The organism is Calothrix sp. CBUCES-K 9914, from assembly GCF_059640475.1.
Window position 1 is genome coordinate 1 of record NZ_JBXXZH010000227.1, and the last position, 15,289, is coordinate 15,289.

At 37.2% G+C, this 15,289-nt stretch carries 13 protein-coding genes and 1 pseudogene; 6 read left to right on the forward strand and 8 right to left on the reverse strand.

What is annotated here, in order from left to right:
• Positions 1–78: 78 nt before the first annotated feature.
• Positions 79–2,064: a M48 family metalloprotease gene (locus AC2JBO_RS34455; RefSeq protein ID WP_496958145.1), complete on the reverse strand. Its 1,986-nt coding sequence runs from the start codon at positions 2,062–2,064 to the stop codon at positions 79–81.
• A 391-nt stretch (positions 2,065–2,455) separates the two neighbouring features.
• Between AC2JBO_RS34455 and AC2JBO_RS34460 the strand changes: the two genes are divergently transcribed.
• Both AC2JBO_RS34460 and AC2JBO_RS34465 read left to right on the forward strand, forming a co-directional pair.
• Positions 2,456–3,472, forward strand: coding sequence for a LabA-like NYN domain-containing protein (locus tag AC2JBO_RS34460; RefSeq protein WP_496958146.1), 1,017 nt, complete (start codon positions 2,456–2,458; stop codon positions 3,470–3,472).
• Between the two features lie 70 nt (positions 3,473–3,542).
• A complete protein-coding gene (locus tag AC2JBO_RS34465; RefSeq protein ID WP_496958147.1) occupies positions 3,543–5,051 on the forward strand; it encodes a dolichyl-phosphate-mannose--protein mannosyltransferase in 1,509 nt (502 codons plus the stop codon).
• Between the two features lie 232 nt (positions 5,052–5,283).
• On the opposite strand, the pseudogene AC2JBO_RS34470 reads toward AC2JBO_RS34465, so the two are convergent.
• Both AC2JBO_RS34470 and AC2JBO_RS34475 read right to left on the reverse strand, forming a co-directional pair.
• Positions 5,284–5,469 (reverse strand): annotated as a pseudogene (locus AC2JBO_RS34470) (ParE family toxin-like protein); the annotation flags it as partial.
• A gap of 80 nt (positions 5,470–5,549) precedes the next feature.
• Positions 5,550–5,768: a hypothetical protein gene (locus AC2JBO_RS34475; protein WP_496958148.1), complete on the reverse strand. Its 219-nt coding sequence runs from the start codon at positions 5,766–5,768 to the stop codon at positions 5,550–5,552.
• A 357-nt stretch (positions 5,769–6,125) separates the two neighbouring features.
• Here AC2JBO_RS34475 and AC2JBO_RS34480 point away from each other — a divergent pair, with 357 nt between their 5' ends.
• The 3 genes from AC2JBO_RS34480 to AC2JBO_RS34490 all read left to right on the forward strand — a co-directional run bounded on the left by AC2JBO_RS34480 (position 6,126) and on the right by AC2JBO_RS34490 (position 10,086).
• Positions 6,126–8,429: an ATP-binding protein gene (locus AC2JBO_RS34480; protein ID WP_496958157.1), complete on the forward strand. Its 2,304-nt coding sequence runs from the start codon at positions 6,126–6,128 to the stop codon at positions 8,427–8,429.
• On the forward strand, positions 8,413–8,820 hold the full coding sequence (locus AC2JBO_RS34485) for a response regulator (RefSeq protein ID WP_496958149.1): 408 nt from the start codon (positions 8,413–8,415) through the stop codon (positions 8,818–8,820). The genes AC2JBO_RS34480 and AC2JBO_RS34485 overlap by 17 nt, the downstream gene beginning before the upstream one ends.
• 78 nt (positions 8,821–8,898) lie before the next feature.
• Positions 8,899–10,086 (forward strand): sensor histidine kinase, encoded by a 1,188-nt coding sequence (locus tag AC2JBO_RS34490; RefSeq protein ID WP_496958150.1) that lies wholly within the window; start codon positions 8,899–8,901, stop codon positions 10,084–10,086.
• Between the two features lie 39 nt (positions 10,087–10,125).
• Here the strand turns inward: AC2JBO_RS34490 and AC2JBO_RS34495 are convergent, their stop codons facing one another.
• On the reverse strand, positions 10,126–10,281 hold the full coding sequence (locus tag AC2JBO_RS34495; protein ID WP_496958151.1) for a hypothetical protein: 156 nt from the start codon (positions 10,279–10,281) through the stop codon (positions 10,126–10,128).
• A 492-nt stretch (positions 10,282–10,773) separates the two neighbouring features.
• On the opposite strand from AC2JBO_RS34495, the gene AC2JBO_RS34500 reads away from it, so the two are divergent.
• Positions 10,774–11,505 (forward strand): hypothetical protein, encoded by a 732-nt coding sequence (locus AC2JBO_RS34500; protein ID WP_496958152.1) that lies wholly within the window; start codon positions 10,774–10,776, stop codon positions 11,503–11,505.
• 134 nt (positions 11,506–11,639) lie between these two features.
• Here AC2JBO_RS34500 and AC2JBO_RS34505 read toward each other — a convergent pair whose 3' ends face one another.
• The 4 genes from AC2JBO_RS34505 to AC2JBO_RS34520 form a co-directional block, all read right to left on the reverse strand.
• Positions 11,640–11,831, reverse strand: a complete 192-nt coding sequence (locus tag AC2JBO_RS34505) for a hypothetical protein (protein WP_496958153.1) — start codon at positions 11,829–11,831, stop codon at positions 11,640–11,642.
• 533 nt (positions 11,832–12,364) lie between these two features.
• Positions 12,365–12,550, reverse strand: coding sequence for a hypothetical protein (locus AC2JBO_RS34510; RefSeq protein ID WP_496958154.1), 186 nt, complete (start codon positions 12,548–12,550; stop codon positions 12,365–12,367).
• Positions 12,551–12,750: 200 nt separating this feature from the next.
• Complete coding sequence (locus AC2JBO_RS34515) at positions 12,751–14,784, reverse strand: hypothetical protein (protein ID WP_496958155.1); 2,034 nt, start codon at positions 14,782–14,784, stop codon at positions 12,751–12,753.
• A gap of 76 nt (positions 14,785–14,860) precedes the next feature.
• Complete coding sequence (locus AC2JBO_RS34520; RefSeq protein ID WP_496958156.1) at positions 14,861–15,040, reverse strand: hypothetical protein; 180 nt, start codon at positions 15,038–15,040, stop codon at positions 14,861–14,863.
• Positions 15,041–15,289 lie beyond the last annotated feature (249 nt).

Here is a 15,289-nt window from a genome sequence, read left to right on the forward strand (position 1 = left end):
ACTGGCACCTTCGAGAGCAGAAAATTAGAACGGCAAACTTGATATTAACAGGGTGCTTAAAAAGGGGGGTTGGGGGGATTAAAAACTAACACGGAACAAACGACCGCCACTACTACTTTCTTTAATTACTAAGGTGAGATTTTGAGAACCTTCATTACTCCAAGGATGTCCAGTTACACGTGCTTCACCTTTCATTGTAGAACCAGGTGCCACACGAGAGTCGGAAGTATAAAATCTCGCAGTTATTTTTTTACCTTGGGCATTAATAACTTCACCGTATAATGGCACAAAAATGAAAGGACTTTTGCTGCGGTTTTGAATTGTAAATTTGACGACGAAATTCCTCGCAGTTTCTAGTTTTGCTCCGTCGATACGAACTTCGATGTCTTCTCGAACTTGTGAAGAATTTAAAGCGATGTCTCCTAATTTTACTTTACTAGGAGAAGCTGGCTTGACTTGAGTTGGCTTTTGAGTCGGTTTCTTTTTATTAGGTTTTTTATTTACAGTTTGATTATTTTGCAGTGCGTTAACTGGTGGTGGCGTTGGTGTATCATCAACAATAGCAATTCCTTGCAATGACTTTTGCATGTTGGAATGCGTTTTTACACCTTCAAATGCGTAACGATTATAATTATTACGCTGAATTAGATTTTCGAGGTAATTAACACGTTCAATAGGCGCCGGATGGCTGGAGTTCCAATTTGTACTTTGCTGTTTAGATTGTTGATTTAACGTTACCATTAAATTACGTAAACCATCTGCTGCATATCCAGCTTTACTAAGCACGCGCGTTCCCAAAATATCAGCCTGACGTTCTTGTTCCTGGCTGTACTGTGCTTGAGCAAATTGACTAATTATCTCTGGAACAGCGACAACCTTCTTGAGATTACTAAAAAACTTACTTTTACTGACACCTTGAAAACCATGCGAAAGTACCGAGTGAGAAATTTCGTGACTCAATAACCCAGCTAACTCGGCTTCGGAGTTTGTACTTAAAATAGCTCCTGTATTGATAAATATTTTGCCTCCGGGTAATGCAAAAGCATTGATTGAATCATCTTTGATAACGTAGAATTCGTAGTCAAACTTTCTCCCCATTAACGGAGTGAGTCTACCTGCAATACCTTTAACGTAATTGAGAACTACCGGGTCATCAACAAGTTTGCCTTGTTCTTGATACTGCTTAACTAATTGGTCTGACATTTTCTTACCAAATTTAGATTCACCTTCTGCAAGCATCAGCAGTGTATCTAAACCGGATATTCCGGAATTCCAATCTTTCTTAATAACACCTCCAGCAATGCCAATGGCAAGATTTACAATTCCTTGCGTCTGTAAACTATCCCGCAATTTGGAGTGATAACGCTTCATATTATCGTCGGCAAGCTTGGTAAATTCTGGTGCCTCTTCATAATCAGGATAAATCGCTACAAATTGATGTGCAGCAATTGCAGCTTCTAAATAATTTTCTGTTTTCTGCAATGTGCTAATTTTTGCCTTGAGTAAATCAGGGTCATCTGGATATATTTCGGTTGCTTTCTCCAAAACCTCAACGGCATTTCTAGGTTGTCCACCTTTGGCACTAGCTTTACAAGCAGAAGAATTTTGTTCACAAGCTTTTGCTAGCAGTACATGTCCCTCGATAAATTCAGGATAATTTAGAGTCAACTTTTGTAGTGGTAAAAAGACTCTCGTATCCACATTCCCTTGCTGCATACCTTCTTTGGCTATCTGCAAATACGCTTGTGCATCTCCCGGCAATTGCTTCGCGTCGTATATTGCTTGACGCTGCGGCTCGGAGGGCGGAAAATTCGGCTTAACTTTGCGGTAAAGATTTTCAGCAGCTTGCTTTTCTCCCTGCTTATAAAGGTTATCAGCTTCCACTAACATCTGAAAACGATTAGCCGCACTTATAGATTGAGCAATTAAAACATCAGATGATTTGGAGGTGCCAGCGTTGATTTGAGCATGAACTGAATTTGCTCCAACAATCAAACTTGTAGCTATAGCTATTTGAACGAAAACCTGCGCGCTTGCAGTTCTTATATATTGAGTTCTTGCCATATTTCCGTGTCAAACTCACATCAAAGTTGCGTATTTATTCCATGCACTAATTTACTAGCTATTACAGTAAATTTACTGCTTATTCATACAAATTTCATCATTAATAGCTAGCCATAGGTTCGTAGTAAGCACGCTCAGTGCTTACTACAAACCCATCATAATTAATGAAATCGTAACGAACGGCATACAAAAGCACATCAAAGTCAAACCAAAAAGTACAGGAGAAATCTTTTGTTTCTTCATGGTTAATTTAGCCAAGCTTTACTCTAACGACATATACTGAGCGTGAAAACAAATTATGCATGAGTATTTATACTTAAAGTTGCTGAGTGAATAAAAAAATCCCTTCATCAGTAATACTGATTACAAACACGAAGCTGGATGTAAAAATATGACTCTCTCTTACACCAAGCAAAATAACCTGGGTACAACTCCTGACAAACTATTCCGCGCCGAAGGCGCTTCAATTGCGGCAACGGTTATAGGTACAATCTTTGCAGGATTTTCGCAGCAAGTAGCCTTTGCGTGTGTACCAATGTCGGTATCATTATTATTGATGAGGCGCCGATACGAGCTTGAACAGAAACTCACATCGCGTCAAGATATAGTTGTCAATGTTCAACAAGCAACTTATCCATTAAAGCAGCAAATTGACAATCTATCTATAGAAATAAAGGAAATTAAGCAAGATTTTTCAGTCAGCAGCTTAAACAGCCGAATAAATCAGACAAATCAGAAATATCTAACAAAAACCCACCTTCAGCCACTCATAAATCAGTTACACCAAGTTCAGCGGCAACAAAAGGTTATTCAATTAGGCGCTATAGCGGACTTAACCAAGACAATTTCAGCGCTGACAGAAGAAGTTGAAAAGACTCAACAGCAAATATGTCAACTACAGCACGCTGCAAAACCCAAAAATATTTCTGATTCAAAAGATAGAGTCGCAATGTTCATTGATGCCTCTAATATTTACCATGTTGGGAAAGAATTAGGAATAACTGTCAACTACAGCAAACTACGTGCGCATTTTCAAAAATCAAAATCATTTAATGCATATTTTTATACTGGTGTCAACTCTAGGAATCACAAAGAAATGCAGTTTCTCTCAAATATTCGTAGCCTTGGATACAAAATTATCAGTAAAGAAATCATTCGACAACCTGATGGTATCAAAGCTAACCTCGATGTCGAATTAGCCTTAGATATGCACAATCAAGCTTTGGATAACCAATATGACACTGCAATTTTGTTTAGTGGTGACGGTGATTTTGTTGACCTTGTGAAGCGATTGAAAAAATTAGGGAAGCGAGTAGAAGTTGTCAGCTTTCGTACACGTACAAATAAGGAACTTATTAAGTTGGCTGATTCTTATCTTGACTTAAGCGAAATTAAAGACGAAATTTAAAACACCAAATTCCCTAAAAATCGTTAAAGTTAGTAGTGATGATAAAATACGCACTCCTAACTAATGACTAATGACTAAAAAATGGTTTCAAATAGGCTTGCTGAGTATATTTTTACTATCACTCGCTTTACGATTTTGGGGACTGGGAAGATTTAATACGCTTGTTTTTGATGAAGTTTACTACGCTAAGTTTGGTAATGATTATCTGACAGGTGTACCTTTCTTCGATGGTCATCCACCATTTGGTAAATTAGTTATCGCTTTAGGTATTTGGATTGGTAAACATGTACCTTGGTGGCACAATGAAGTCAACGGTCTAACGGGTGCGTTGATGTCTCCACTTGCTTACCGTTGGATAAATGCTTTCACTGGTTCGTTTATCCCATTACTCGTTACTGGTATTGCTTATCAACTTAGTCACCGTCGCAGGTTTGGTTTAATCGCAGGGTTATTTACCGCGTTGGACGGTATTTTTATTGTTGAAGCGCGTTACGCTTTGATTAACCAATATATAGTTATTTGCGGTTTACTTGCTCATTTTTTGTTACTTTTAGCACTTAATAATAAAAATCAACGGCGCCATATATATTTAGCTGTGGCAGGAATTGCTTTTGGTGCCTCAATTGCGACTAAATGGAATGGTTTATGGTATCTTTTGGGTACCTATAGTTTGTGGGTTATTGCTTGGGCATTTCGGATTGTACGCTCAAAAACAAGCGAAAGTGAGATTTTTGAAGAATATGAAGATAAATTAAGCCATAAAGCCTTTGGTAGTCAGATTGCGAGTAAATATCGGGCAAAATTGCAAATATCTCCGCTGCAAAACCTGACGCAGTTAAATATTTTTCACGTTGCCATATATTTAGGAATCATCCCCGTCATCATTTATAGCATTATTTGGATTCCCCACTTGTTACTTGACACCAAATACAATTTTGTTGAGGTTCACAAACAAATCTTGGGGTTTCACGAACGTATGGGTGGTAACAATGCGTCAGTTCACCCTTACTGTGCAGCTTGGTATAAGTGGCCTCTAATGATACGACCGATGGCGTATTATTATCAAACTGCCCAAAGTTTCCAAGACCCGTTACCTGTATTTGGTCCACCGTTACCCCAAGGTGCAGGCAAAATTATTTATGATGTTCACGCAATGGGCAACCCGTTTTTGTGGTGGTTTGGGTTTGCAGCAATTATATTTTTATGCGGGATGCTTGTTTGGAGATTAGTGGCGCCTTCTTTACAACAGAAACGCTTAGTAGTGCCACAACTAAATATCGATACTTGGATTGGTTTATATTTAGTAGTAAATTATTTAGTTAATTTGATGCCGTGGGTAGGGGTAACGCGGTGTTTATTTATTTACCACTATATGACAGGGGTAGTGTTTGCTTTTATAGCGATAGCTTGGGTTGTAGACCAATTGATTCGCAGCTATATAGTTACGTTACGCGCGGTAGGTGTAACAATAACATTTTTAATTATCGGGGCTTTTATATTCTGGTTGCCAATATATTTAGGTTTGCCACTCACTTCAGAAGCGTACAAATTACGAATGTGGTTTAATTCTTGGATTTAACCTTGTAGCATAGGCATACGAACTGTGCATTCTTTTTACCACAGAGACACAGAGCGCACATAGAAGAGAAGTTTGCAACGGATAAACACGGATGTAACGGATAAGTTATTGATTACAAACAAGATTTCTTTTGAAGGGCGCCTGTGAAACAAATTAATTATTCGTTACATCTGTTCTTATCCGTTGCAAATCTTCCTACCTCCCAGTAGAAATTTACACAAAATACTAGTTTTTACAATTGAGACAGTAATCTATCGTACTCTGTATGGGAACCAACCCAAAACCAAATAATTGTATCTCCTTCTAATTTTCCAACTGCTCGATAACTTTTGTTAATTCGAGCAGAGTAAATAGGTAATTCTGGATTCACCTTTTTAAAGCGTAAGCTAGGATGGCTTGGATCTTGTTTAAATAGACGGTATGCTTGACGAGTTTACTCTTTAACTTTTTCAGGTAGATAACCAAAGTTAGTGCGAAACTGAGCATTAATACGGGAATTCACAATGTGTCTGGGTTTAACTCTTCAGTTTTTCCTGCATAATAATCCTCTGTGGCCTGAGCTGCAAGGAGAGCAAGTTTATCTTTTGAACGGCTAAAAGCTTCATCCCATAGCCTTTCCTCTTCTAGTTCTTCTAAAATCATTGCGGCCATGGCATCTTGCTCGCTTGTTGGCAAGCTTTTAAGTTTTGCTATTGCTTGTTCGAGCAACTCAGTCATAATTACTATTAATTTAGTAGAAACTGTATTATTTACTCAATTATACTATACATCTTTACCACAGAGACTTCTAGGAAACAGAGAAGAGAGGCTTGCAACAAATGATTCCTTTTTTTAGCAACTGAACAGATACGGCGCCTGTAAAACAAACCAATTATCCGCTACATCCGTTATATCCGTTGCAAGTCTTATCTTTTCTACATATATATATTTATTGCTTAACAATAGCGAGATTAGCTAAAGTGGTTATTTTTACATTTATTATTCATCAGTAAATTTACTTGTTGTTAAAATTTTAAAGCTAGAAAATGAAAATAACATTAAATTGTGTCTTCGTAGGTTGGAGAGGGGACTATGATGGTAAATGATACAAGTTTACAAAGTGTTAATTTAACGCAATTGAGAGAGGTGCCAATTCACCTCAACACTCAAATTCAGCCGCATGGTGTGCTGATTGTTTTAAAAGAGCCTGAATTGAGCATATTGCAGGTGAGTAGTAATGTATATACTCAGTTTGGTGTAACTGAGTCTGATTTGTTAAAAGGAACGCTTTTTGATTTACTCGACCCTTTCCAGGTTGAGCAAATTCAAGCGGGGTTAACAGCAGAAAATCTTGATTATTTGAACCCGACTAAGATTTGGGTGCGGAAAAGAGGTGATGATTATGCTGTGTTTGATGCTGTTTTTCATCGCACGTCGGAAGGTTTTCTGGTTTTAGAGTTAGAACCGACTTTTGCACACGAAAATATTCCGTTCTTAAGTTTTTATCATTTAGCGCGTACTTCCATCAATAGACTTGAGTCTACTACTAATCTCCGTGATTTTTGTCAGATAATAGTGCAGGAGGTTAGAAAGATTACCGGGTTTGACAGGGTAATGCTGTATAAGTTTGACCATGATGGACATGGTTCTGTAATTGGGGAAGAAAAACTTAGTCATTTGGAGTCATATTTAGGATTACATTATCCTGAGTCTGATATTCCTAAACCCGCGCGTAAGTTATTTGCCTCAAATTGGATTCGTATAATTCCTGATACTCATGCTGAACCAGTCGATGTTGTACCTGCACTAAATCCAATTACTGAGTCAGCAGCAAATTTGACTAATTCGATATTAAGAAGTGCTTCAAACTGTCATATCGAATATCTACATAATATGGGTGTTGGTGCCTCGCTGACAATCTCTTTAATTAAAGACGGTCAGTTATGGGGACTTATCGCATGTCACCATCAAACACCGAAATATGTTTCTTACGAATTGCGTAAAGCTTGCGAGTTTTTGGGAAAAGTAATATTTTCCGAAATCTCAGCGCGCGAAGAAAGTCAAGATTATGGCTATCGAATGAAGCTTACAAATATTCAATCCAAATTGGTTGAATATATGTCGCAATCAGAAAATTTTGTTGATGGTTTAGTGCAGCATCAACCGAATTTACTAGATTTAACTAGCGCGCAGGGAGCAGCAGTTTATTTTGGGGGAAAATACACATTAATTGGTGAAACACCCAAAGAAGAAGATTTAAATTATCTTGTTCAATGGCTGCAAGCTAACGTAAATGAAGAAGTATTTTACACGAACTCTTTACCACAGCATTATCCGGATGCAGAAAAATACAAAAACGTTGCCAGTGGTTTATTAGCGGTTCCTATTTCCAAACGTAATTATGTATTGTGGTTCCGTCCAGAAGTTATACAAACTGTAAATTGGGGTGGAGACCCTAATAATGCGTTTGAAGTAAGTCAAGCAGAAGGAGATTTACGCTTACGACCACGTAAATCGTTTGAATTATGGAAACAAACAGTAAGGTTGACTTCGTTACCTTGGCAGTTGGTTGAGGTCAAAGCAGCTTTGGAATTACGCAAAGGGATTGTTAATATTGTATTGCGCCAAGCTGATGAGTTAGCTCAACTCGCACGTGATTTGGAATTATCTAACGCTGAGTTGAAAAAGTTTGCTTATGTTGCTTCTCATGATTTGCAAGAACCATTAAATCAGGTAGCTAACTATGTGCAGCTATTAGAGATGCGCTATAGTAATGCACTCGATGAGGATGCAACGGAGTTTATTAATTATGCTGTCGAAGGTGTCAGCTTGATGCAAACTTTAATCGATGATGTATTAGCTTATTCTAAAGTTGATATGCAAGCAGTTGAATTTCAGCTAATAGATGCAAATGTACCTTTAGAACGCGCATTAACACATCTACGTCAACGCACAGCAGAAACCAAGGCAATAATTACGCATGATGATTTGCCGACAGTTATGGCAGATAGCACTCAACTAATGCAGTTGTTCCAAAACTTAGTAGGTAATGCAGTTAAATTCCACAGTGACGAAATACCCAAAATTCACATTAGTACAACTCGACTTGAAGACGAATGGTTATTCTCGGTATATGATAACGGTATTGGAATTGACCCGAAATTCAGCGAACGTATCTTTGTAATTTTCCAGCGTCTCCATACGCGCGATGAGTACCAAGGTACGGGAATGGGGTTAGCAATATGCAAAAAAATCATTGAATGTCACCGAGGACGCATCTGGGTAGAGTCCAAGCTCGGTGAAGGTTCCACTTTTTACTTTACACTTCCCGTTGGAGGAAATCGTAGTGAGCGGAGAGGACGTAAAGTCCAAAACAATATTTTTGGTCGAGGACAATAAAGCTGATATTCGTCTTATCCAAGAAGTATTGAAAAACAGCGCACTTCCTCACCAAGTCATCACTGCTCGTGATGGTGTTGATGCGATGGCATATTTAAATCAAGAAGGCGAGTATAAAGATGCACTACGTCCTGATTTAATACTGCTCGACTTAAACTTGCCCAGGAAAGATGGACGTGAGGTGTTAGCGGAGATAAAGACAGACCCAAAATTACGTCGTATCCCCGTAATAGTACTAACAACATCAAGCAATGAGGAAGATATTTATCACAGCTACGATTTACATGTAAATTGCTACATTACTAAATCCCGCAATATTAGCCAACTGTTTCAAATTGTCAAAATAATTGAGGACTTTTGGCTGTCTGTGGTAACTTTGCCTATTGAATAAAAGTTAATAGTTAGGAGTTAGGAATTAGAACTCATAACTCCTAACTCCTCACTCCTAACTCCTCACTCCTAACTTTTTATGGTTGAAAGCTTGGTCAAAATCTTGTTAATTGAAGACAGCTTGGCAGAAGCTAGGTTGTTACAAGAGTTGCTGACTGGCACCACAGACAAATCTTCGGAGTTTTCGTTATTACACGTAAAACGCTTGGGGGATGGGTTACATGAGTTAAATCATTGTAAAATTACTGATGGTTCATGCCCATTTGACGTTGTTTTACTCGATTTAACGCTTCCCGATAGTGAGGGACTAGCTTCACTCCCACTTTTGATTAATTTGGCGCCAAGTTTACCAATTGTTGTACTAACTAATACTAACGATGAAGAATTAGCTTTAGATGCGGTGCGACAAGGTGCCCAAGATTATTTAGTTAAGCGTCAAATAAACGGCGCCATGTTATTACGTTCTTTGAGGTATGCTATTGAGCGTAAGCAAGCACTAGAAAATTTACGTACAGTTAACCACACGTTAGAAATGCGTGTGGAAGAATATACTGCTGAATTAATTAAAGAACAAGAAATCAACGAGTTCAAAAGCGAATTCGTCTCAATGCTATCTCATGACATTCGCAATCCACTTAATACAATCTTACTTGCTGCAGGATTACTACAGAACAACGAAGCCAGATTATCACCAGAGAAAAAGCACTTACACTTTCAGTTAATACGTTCTGCCATTAAAAATATGGCGCAGCTTTTAGACGAAGCATCGTTTATCGGTAAAGCTGATGCTGGAAAGGTTTATTGTGAGCTAGATGAAATTGACTTAGAACAATTTTGCCGTCAACTTATCTCAGAAGCACATCTAACAATCAGTGAAAAACACCTTAATGTGATATATGAAACTGGTGGCGCCTATAATACTGGGTTATGGGACGAGAATCTGCTCAGACATATTTTAGGTAATTTGCTTAATAACGCAATTAAGTATTCCCACGAAGGTGGAAATATTCGTTTTGAGTTACTTAGCGATATAAAAGAGGTAACTTTTAAAATACAAGATAATGGTATTGGTATACCACACGAAGATTTGCCTAAACTTTTTCATCCTTTCCACCGCGCGGATAATGTTGGCGCCATACCAGGTACAGGGTTAGGGTTATCTATTGTCAAGAAATGCGTTGATGCACATGGTGGTCAAATATCAGTTTCAAGTCAAGTTGAAATAGGTACTACTTTTACTGTAGTTTTGCCTTTAGTTAATGAATAATTCTGTACGGTGGGCACTGCCCACCCAACCTTCTACACTCTAGCTAATCTTTCTTCTCCACCTAATGCAATCATTTTTAATACCAAGTTGTTCAATTTTACTTAGTAATAAATCAGCAGCTTCTCCAACTAGACGTACATGACGAACTAACTTTGGAGAGGCGCCTTTATCCATATCCAATTTGATGCTATCCATCTCACCGAAGAGTCAGTTTCATTAAGGCAAAACTGATGTATTACCTCTAAGCCTTCATTACCGTATTTAAGCGCGCTAACCAATGCCTCTAACTTTACAGCCAATAAAGTACTCTTTAACCGCTGTCTGGCGCCTTCAATCCCCCTAGTACAACAGCATTGTATGGGGTGTTTGTGTGGAGTAAAACTTATCCCCTAGGAATTCTGGCACCTCATTTTTCTAAAGGATATATTTATTAACCCTACCTCACATCTTGCACCTTCTCAACAAGGGTAAGGTGGGCAGTGCCCACCCTACGCAGTAATAAGCATTACAAGCTCTTTTATTCTCAATAAGCTAATGGTGCAAGATGTCAGCTACCATTACGTTTGTTCCAAAAAAGGCTATCTGCCAAAACTGGATGCTCCCGATGCAGGAACAACCAGATAATCCGTATGTGATTTCTTCAATAAATTAGGGAACTATAGAAAATATGGATTAATTACATAACTTATGACTATGATATTAGTAAAAATTCTTATCATCGCAATAATTACAATCATCACCGTACTGGTCTTCTACCTTGGATACAAGGTTCACAATGACCTAGCTAAATTTTATCCACCTATTGACTATCTTAAAAATTCTCAAGAAAACATCGATATTTGGCGTTGGCGTCAGCCTCATATCAAGCTACGAATTCCCTATGATGGCAATAGTCATCTTGGCATTAAAAATGCACCAGGTGTGAGTAGTTTTATTTTTCCAGAAAAATTTCGTTTGTCTTCTTTTACCGCTTATCTAGTAGGTGTTTTTCTGATTGTCGTCGATTTTTTAATATTTTTGGATTTTTTTAAAACAGAAATAATTACAGTCGCTGATTTTTTAAATAGGCTTTTAGTATACTTTTTATTGTTGACATTAGGGTTATTTTTCCTTCAAGTCAGTTTTCCAGTCTTACAGATAGATTTATACCTAGACCGCATAGGGATAGTTACTAAGTATGCATTTTGCTTGCGTCGAACAACAATATATAAACGAAGTCATCTTTTAAATGTTAAAGGCAAGGTTCAGTCGTTTTGGACTATGGAAAAAATGCAAATCTACCCCGATTATAAAATTACAATAGTGCGACCGATTCTAGGTAATTTTCATGTTAGTAAAACCTTTAGTCTAGTTTGTAATCAAACTACTGGGTCTTGGGTTGTTGGAGCATTAAATTATTGGAAATCAGTCTCCTTGTAATCATTTATAGCCACCACCATTTTAATTATTTTTTTCTAGAGCGGTAAAACTTGCGCTTATATCGGCTGGAAGCATAGTAAACTCGTTTGATATTTTCTATGGTGCCTACGTAATTAAGCCATTAATTTTACCTCTCAAGCTAGTTTTGCCGTTCTAGAAAAAAAGCGCTTTTTTACAAAGTGAATATGTTTGATTAATGTAGTTTTTATACTTTCTTCTATAAAAGCTATCGCCAAGGACGACAAATGCGCTTGTGTATTGCCGCTACCCTTACTTATTGAGCGGATACCTTTGAGAACAGGCGCCCACTTTAATCCAAGCACCATAATTAATTTGCTTCCCCAATTAGTGTAAAAGCTGCCCAAGTTGTTGACGCAACGAGTAAACTAGCTCAAATTTGTCCTAGAAATACTAATGACAAACCCCTTGGTCAGTTTGTAGTTACTGGACGCAGCAGTTTACCACCAAGTCCGCTCGAACCTTTATCAGGTAAAGAGAGTCCTACCTTAGCAAGTGTAGAAAAAGAATCAAGACAAGTGCAACAAGTGGCGCCAGTTAAAAAAGCAGGGGTGCCCTTGGTTGAAGTTGAAGATATATCTTTAAAATCCTACGGTAAAGAAGTGGTAATTATAGCATTCCTATATGAGTTGTGAAAAATTAAATCACTGTAATGAACCACAAAGGCACAAAGGACACAAAGGAAGAAAAGAAGATAGATGTTTAAAATTTCACAAATGATTTAGGATTGCTATATTTCCTCTAACACATCCTCTGTTACGCGCGTCAATAAAATAAGTTCAGAAATCTTCCAATGCTGGACTCGTTCACGAACTAAGTACTGTAACCTTGATGGTAATTTTTAAAACCATACTGATAATTTCATTGCTGACTCTGCTGCCCAACGTGAGGCGCCGAAATCGGTAGCTAACCATTCAGAAAAAACTTTCTTCCCGTCTGGGCATGTAGTTACACACTGTAAATAGAAGTTTTGTAAAGCTTTACCATTCTCCAACAAGCCATCAAACGTTACCCGCATAAAACCCATAAAGTTACCGAGGGTGGTCTTGGCTTGTTTTTGCAGGTCAAAACTCTTGAACTCACTATAGTTGAAGTTGTAGATTAACTTGAGTAGAGGATTAGAGAAGGCGCCTGCTTCTTTTTGTATGTAGTTGAAAGGCTGGAAATTATGTGCTTTCTCAACTGGCGACTGATGTTAACCGACTTGTCCGCGCGGTAGCGTCAGATTTATAGTACCACTGCATTATATAACGCAACGTTTTGTTGTATATTTTTCCATTTAGTAGCGTCTGCCTTATTCATGTTGTTGTATACAGCGATACCATTGGTGAATGCGGCAATGGGTTTTTTTGCGTCCTTGGAGATTATGGTGTACAGTTCGTTTCTTGGATCGTCAGGGTATTTGGCGCTTTTAATGTAGTATGCTTCGATTTTGATTTGGTATTCGGCACCATCCATAACACCTCTTTCTGCATAATTAGTTTGTTGGGAGTCAGTATTTTGGCGAACCTGAATAATGGTGTTGTATAAAGAATTGTTCCATTCAATACTTTCTAAATTTGATTGATTGTCCTCGCGTCGCATAGCATCAAATTTATTGGACAATTCTTCGTCTCTTGTTAGGGCAATTGCTACTTCTTCTCTAATGACATTTGATTCATCATTATTAATGATACTTACTAAATCAGAGACTTTCAGATTTGAATTTAAAATAATACTAACTTTTATTAGTGTATTTTTATGATTAATAAGTTCTGTTAGTATATCTGGTTCGGCATATTTCGATCGGGCAAGACAATTAATTCTGTCGTCATTGGCAATTTTAATAATTTTTTGTTGTATTTTAATAGGAATAGGATTTTCAAATGCTGCTTGATTTATACTAGAAACCCATTCATCTATTAGGTTAGGATTTTTTTCTAATGCTGCTTGTGTGTTGGGGTGTGCTAATACGGCATCAATGGCACCACTTGAATTATTATGTGTAAATATTTTTTGAAGCACGTCAATTTCTGTATTGGGATTTGTGGAAATGGCATCATTAACTTTTTCAAGATGTTCATTTGGTTCATAGTTATTCAAACCTTTTAAATATTTATTATAAAATTGAGTAAGGTCGGCACCGGGTGTATTTTCATTAAATGCTGCTAGATAACCATTTTTGAACTCCATAGCGCTGTCTGCTGATATGCTAAATTTTACTAAATCATTTTCACGAATAGTATTTATATAAATTAAGTCATTGTTTTTATTATATGCAAAAAGAGGAACATTGTAATATGATACTGCTGTGATATCAGTATATTGAAAATTTGTTTGTACCTTGGTTCCACCTGGATGACAATAATTATTTGCGTTTTCGTACTTATCTCCCATATCTCGCTTAAATTGTACGCCTTCGATAATTTTAAATGCATAGGGAATACACTTATTGAATTTATTAATTAATTTTTGCTTTTCTTTATTTATTGGTGTAGCATTAAGAATGCGGAAATCAGCTATTTCTTGATTTAATGTAGGTGAAGAGTAAATTTTTGCGTATAGCTTTGTTACCGTATCTAAATCGTATACGTCATTATTATCTTGGACGAATGCTGCAAATTTACCAGATAAATGTTCAGTATCAATAATTATCGAAGTTATTTGTCTCTCATAATACTGAAGGTACATGCTGGCAGTTGCTCCAGTGATACTATCTTTGCAGCTATTCAATTTATTGATTATGTAATTTTCGATTTTATTAATCATATCTTTTGTCGCATTGGGATGCTTTGCCAATTCGGCAAATACTATAGGGTCGTTTGTTTGGTACACAGCCTCAAGCAGTAAGGGGTGTTTATTATTATTTGAGAAAAATATAGCTACAGCGCTTATTTGTATCCACTCTTTTAGGAGATTGGGGTTTTCCAGCATTAAAAGCTGGAATGTTGCATTACCATCTTTTGTATCAATTATTTTATCTGCCATTCCATATTCAGATATAAATATTGTTCTGATTGTATCAATACCTGTGTTAGGATTAAGCCCCACTGCTTCTACTATTGAAGAGTCTTTTTTATATGAATCGTATATATTTTTCAATGTTCCTGAAGGTGTACTTATATTATTTGCAACAGAGCGAATTATTTCGATGGCATATGCCATTTCGTTTTTGTTGCCAGGATTTTTAATTATGCCATTGCTAATAGTATAAATGTTATTCAGTTCTTTTTGTGATGTTGTAACATCACTTGCCTTTTCCAATAATTCTTTTTTATTCATGTATCAAACAACAAAACTTCTTATGTAATTCTAAAATTTTCTGCTTAAAAAACAAACACGCATTTAAGCTGATGTACTAGCTTAGAGCTTCTTTACCATATTGAAGCGCGCTGACTAATGCTTCTAGTTTTTCGGCAAGTGTTGTACTCTTTAATCGATGCTTGGCGCCTTCAATTCCTCCTAGTACAAGAAAATTATATGGAGTGTTGGGAAGTTGATTTCCTAGAACTGCGTCATCAGATTTTGGTCTATCCATAGTTTTGCCCCCTCCGGCGGCTATACTCTTAGTACCTTCTTGAATAAACGGTTTTATGCAATCTATACGCTATTGTTACAAATGTTTATGAGATTGGGCACCGCTATAACCTTAATATCTTGCAATTCAGTAATCAAATAATTTAATGGCTCTAAGTTTTTCATAATTTACTGGTGGGACTAGGTTTAAGAGGATGTTTGAAAAGTCGGCTGAGGTATAAATTGTCATTCTGAGTGGAGTCTTACGGAA

Bases quoted from the DNA above. Each gene is read 5' to 3' on its own strand.
- AC2JBO_RS34520 (WP_496958156.1), bottom strand. From the start codon at position 15,040: ATGGATAGACCAAAATCTGATGACGCAGTTCTAGGAAATCAACTTCCC.
- AC2JBO_RS34475 (WP_496958148.1), bottom strand. From the start codon at position 5,768: ATGACTGAGTTGCTCGAACAAGCAATAGCAAAACTTAAAAGCTTGCCA.
- AC2JBO_RS34495 (WP_496958151.1), bottom strand. From the start codon at position 10,281: ATGGATAGCATCAAATTGGATATGGATAAAGGCGCCTCTCCAAAGTTA.
- AC2JBO_RS34460 (WP_496958146.1), top strand. From the start codon at position 2,456: ATGACTCTCTCTTACACCAAGCAAAATAACCTGGGTACAACTCCTGAC.
- AC2JBO_RS34480 (WP_496958157.1), top strand. From the start codon at position 6,126: ATGGTAAATGATACAAGTTTACAAAGTGTTAATTTAACGCAATTGAGA.
- AC2JBO_RS34490 (WP_496958150.1), top strand. From the start codon at position 8,899: ATGGTTGAAAGCTTGGTCAAAATCTTGTTAATTGAAGACAGCTTGGCA.
- AC2JBO_RS34465 (WP_496958147.1), top strand. From the start codon at position 3,543: ATGACTAAAAAATGGTTTCAAATAGGCTTGCTGAGTATATTTTTACTA.
- AC2JBO_RS34515 (WP_496958155.1), bottom strand. From the start codon at position 14,784: ATGAATAAAAAAGAATTATTGGAAAAGGCAAGTGATGTTACAACATCA.
- AC2JBO_RS34510 (WP_496958154.1), bottom strand. From the start codon at position 12,550: ATGGGTTTTATGCGGGTAACGTTTGATGGCTTGTTGGAGAATGGTAAA.
- AC2JBO_RS34500 (WP_496958152.1), top strand. From the start codon at position 10,774: ATGACTATGATATTAGTAAAAATTCTTATCATCGCAATAATTACAATC.
- AC2JBO_RS34505 (WP_496958153.1), bottom strand. From the start codon at position 11,831: ATGGTGCTTGGATTAAAGTGGGCGCCTGTTCTCAAAGGTATCCGCTCA.
- AC2JBO_RS34455 (WP_496958145.1), bottom strand. From the start codon at position 2,064: ATGGCAAGAACTCAATATATAAGAACTGCAAGCGCGCAGGTTTTCGTT.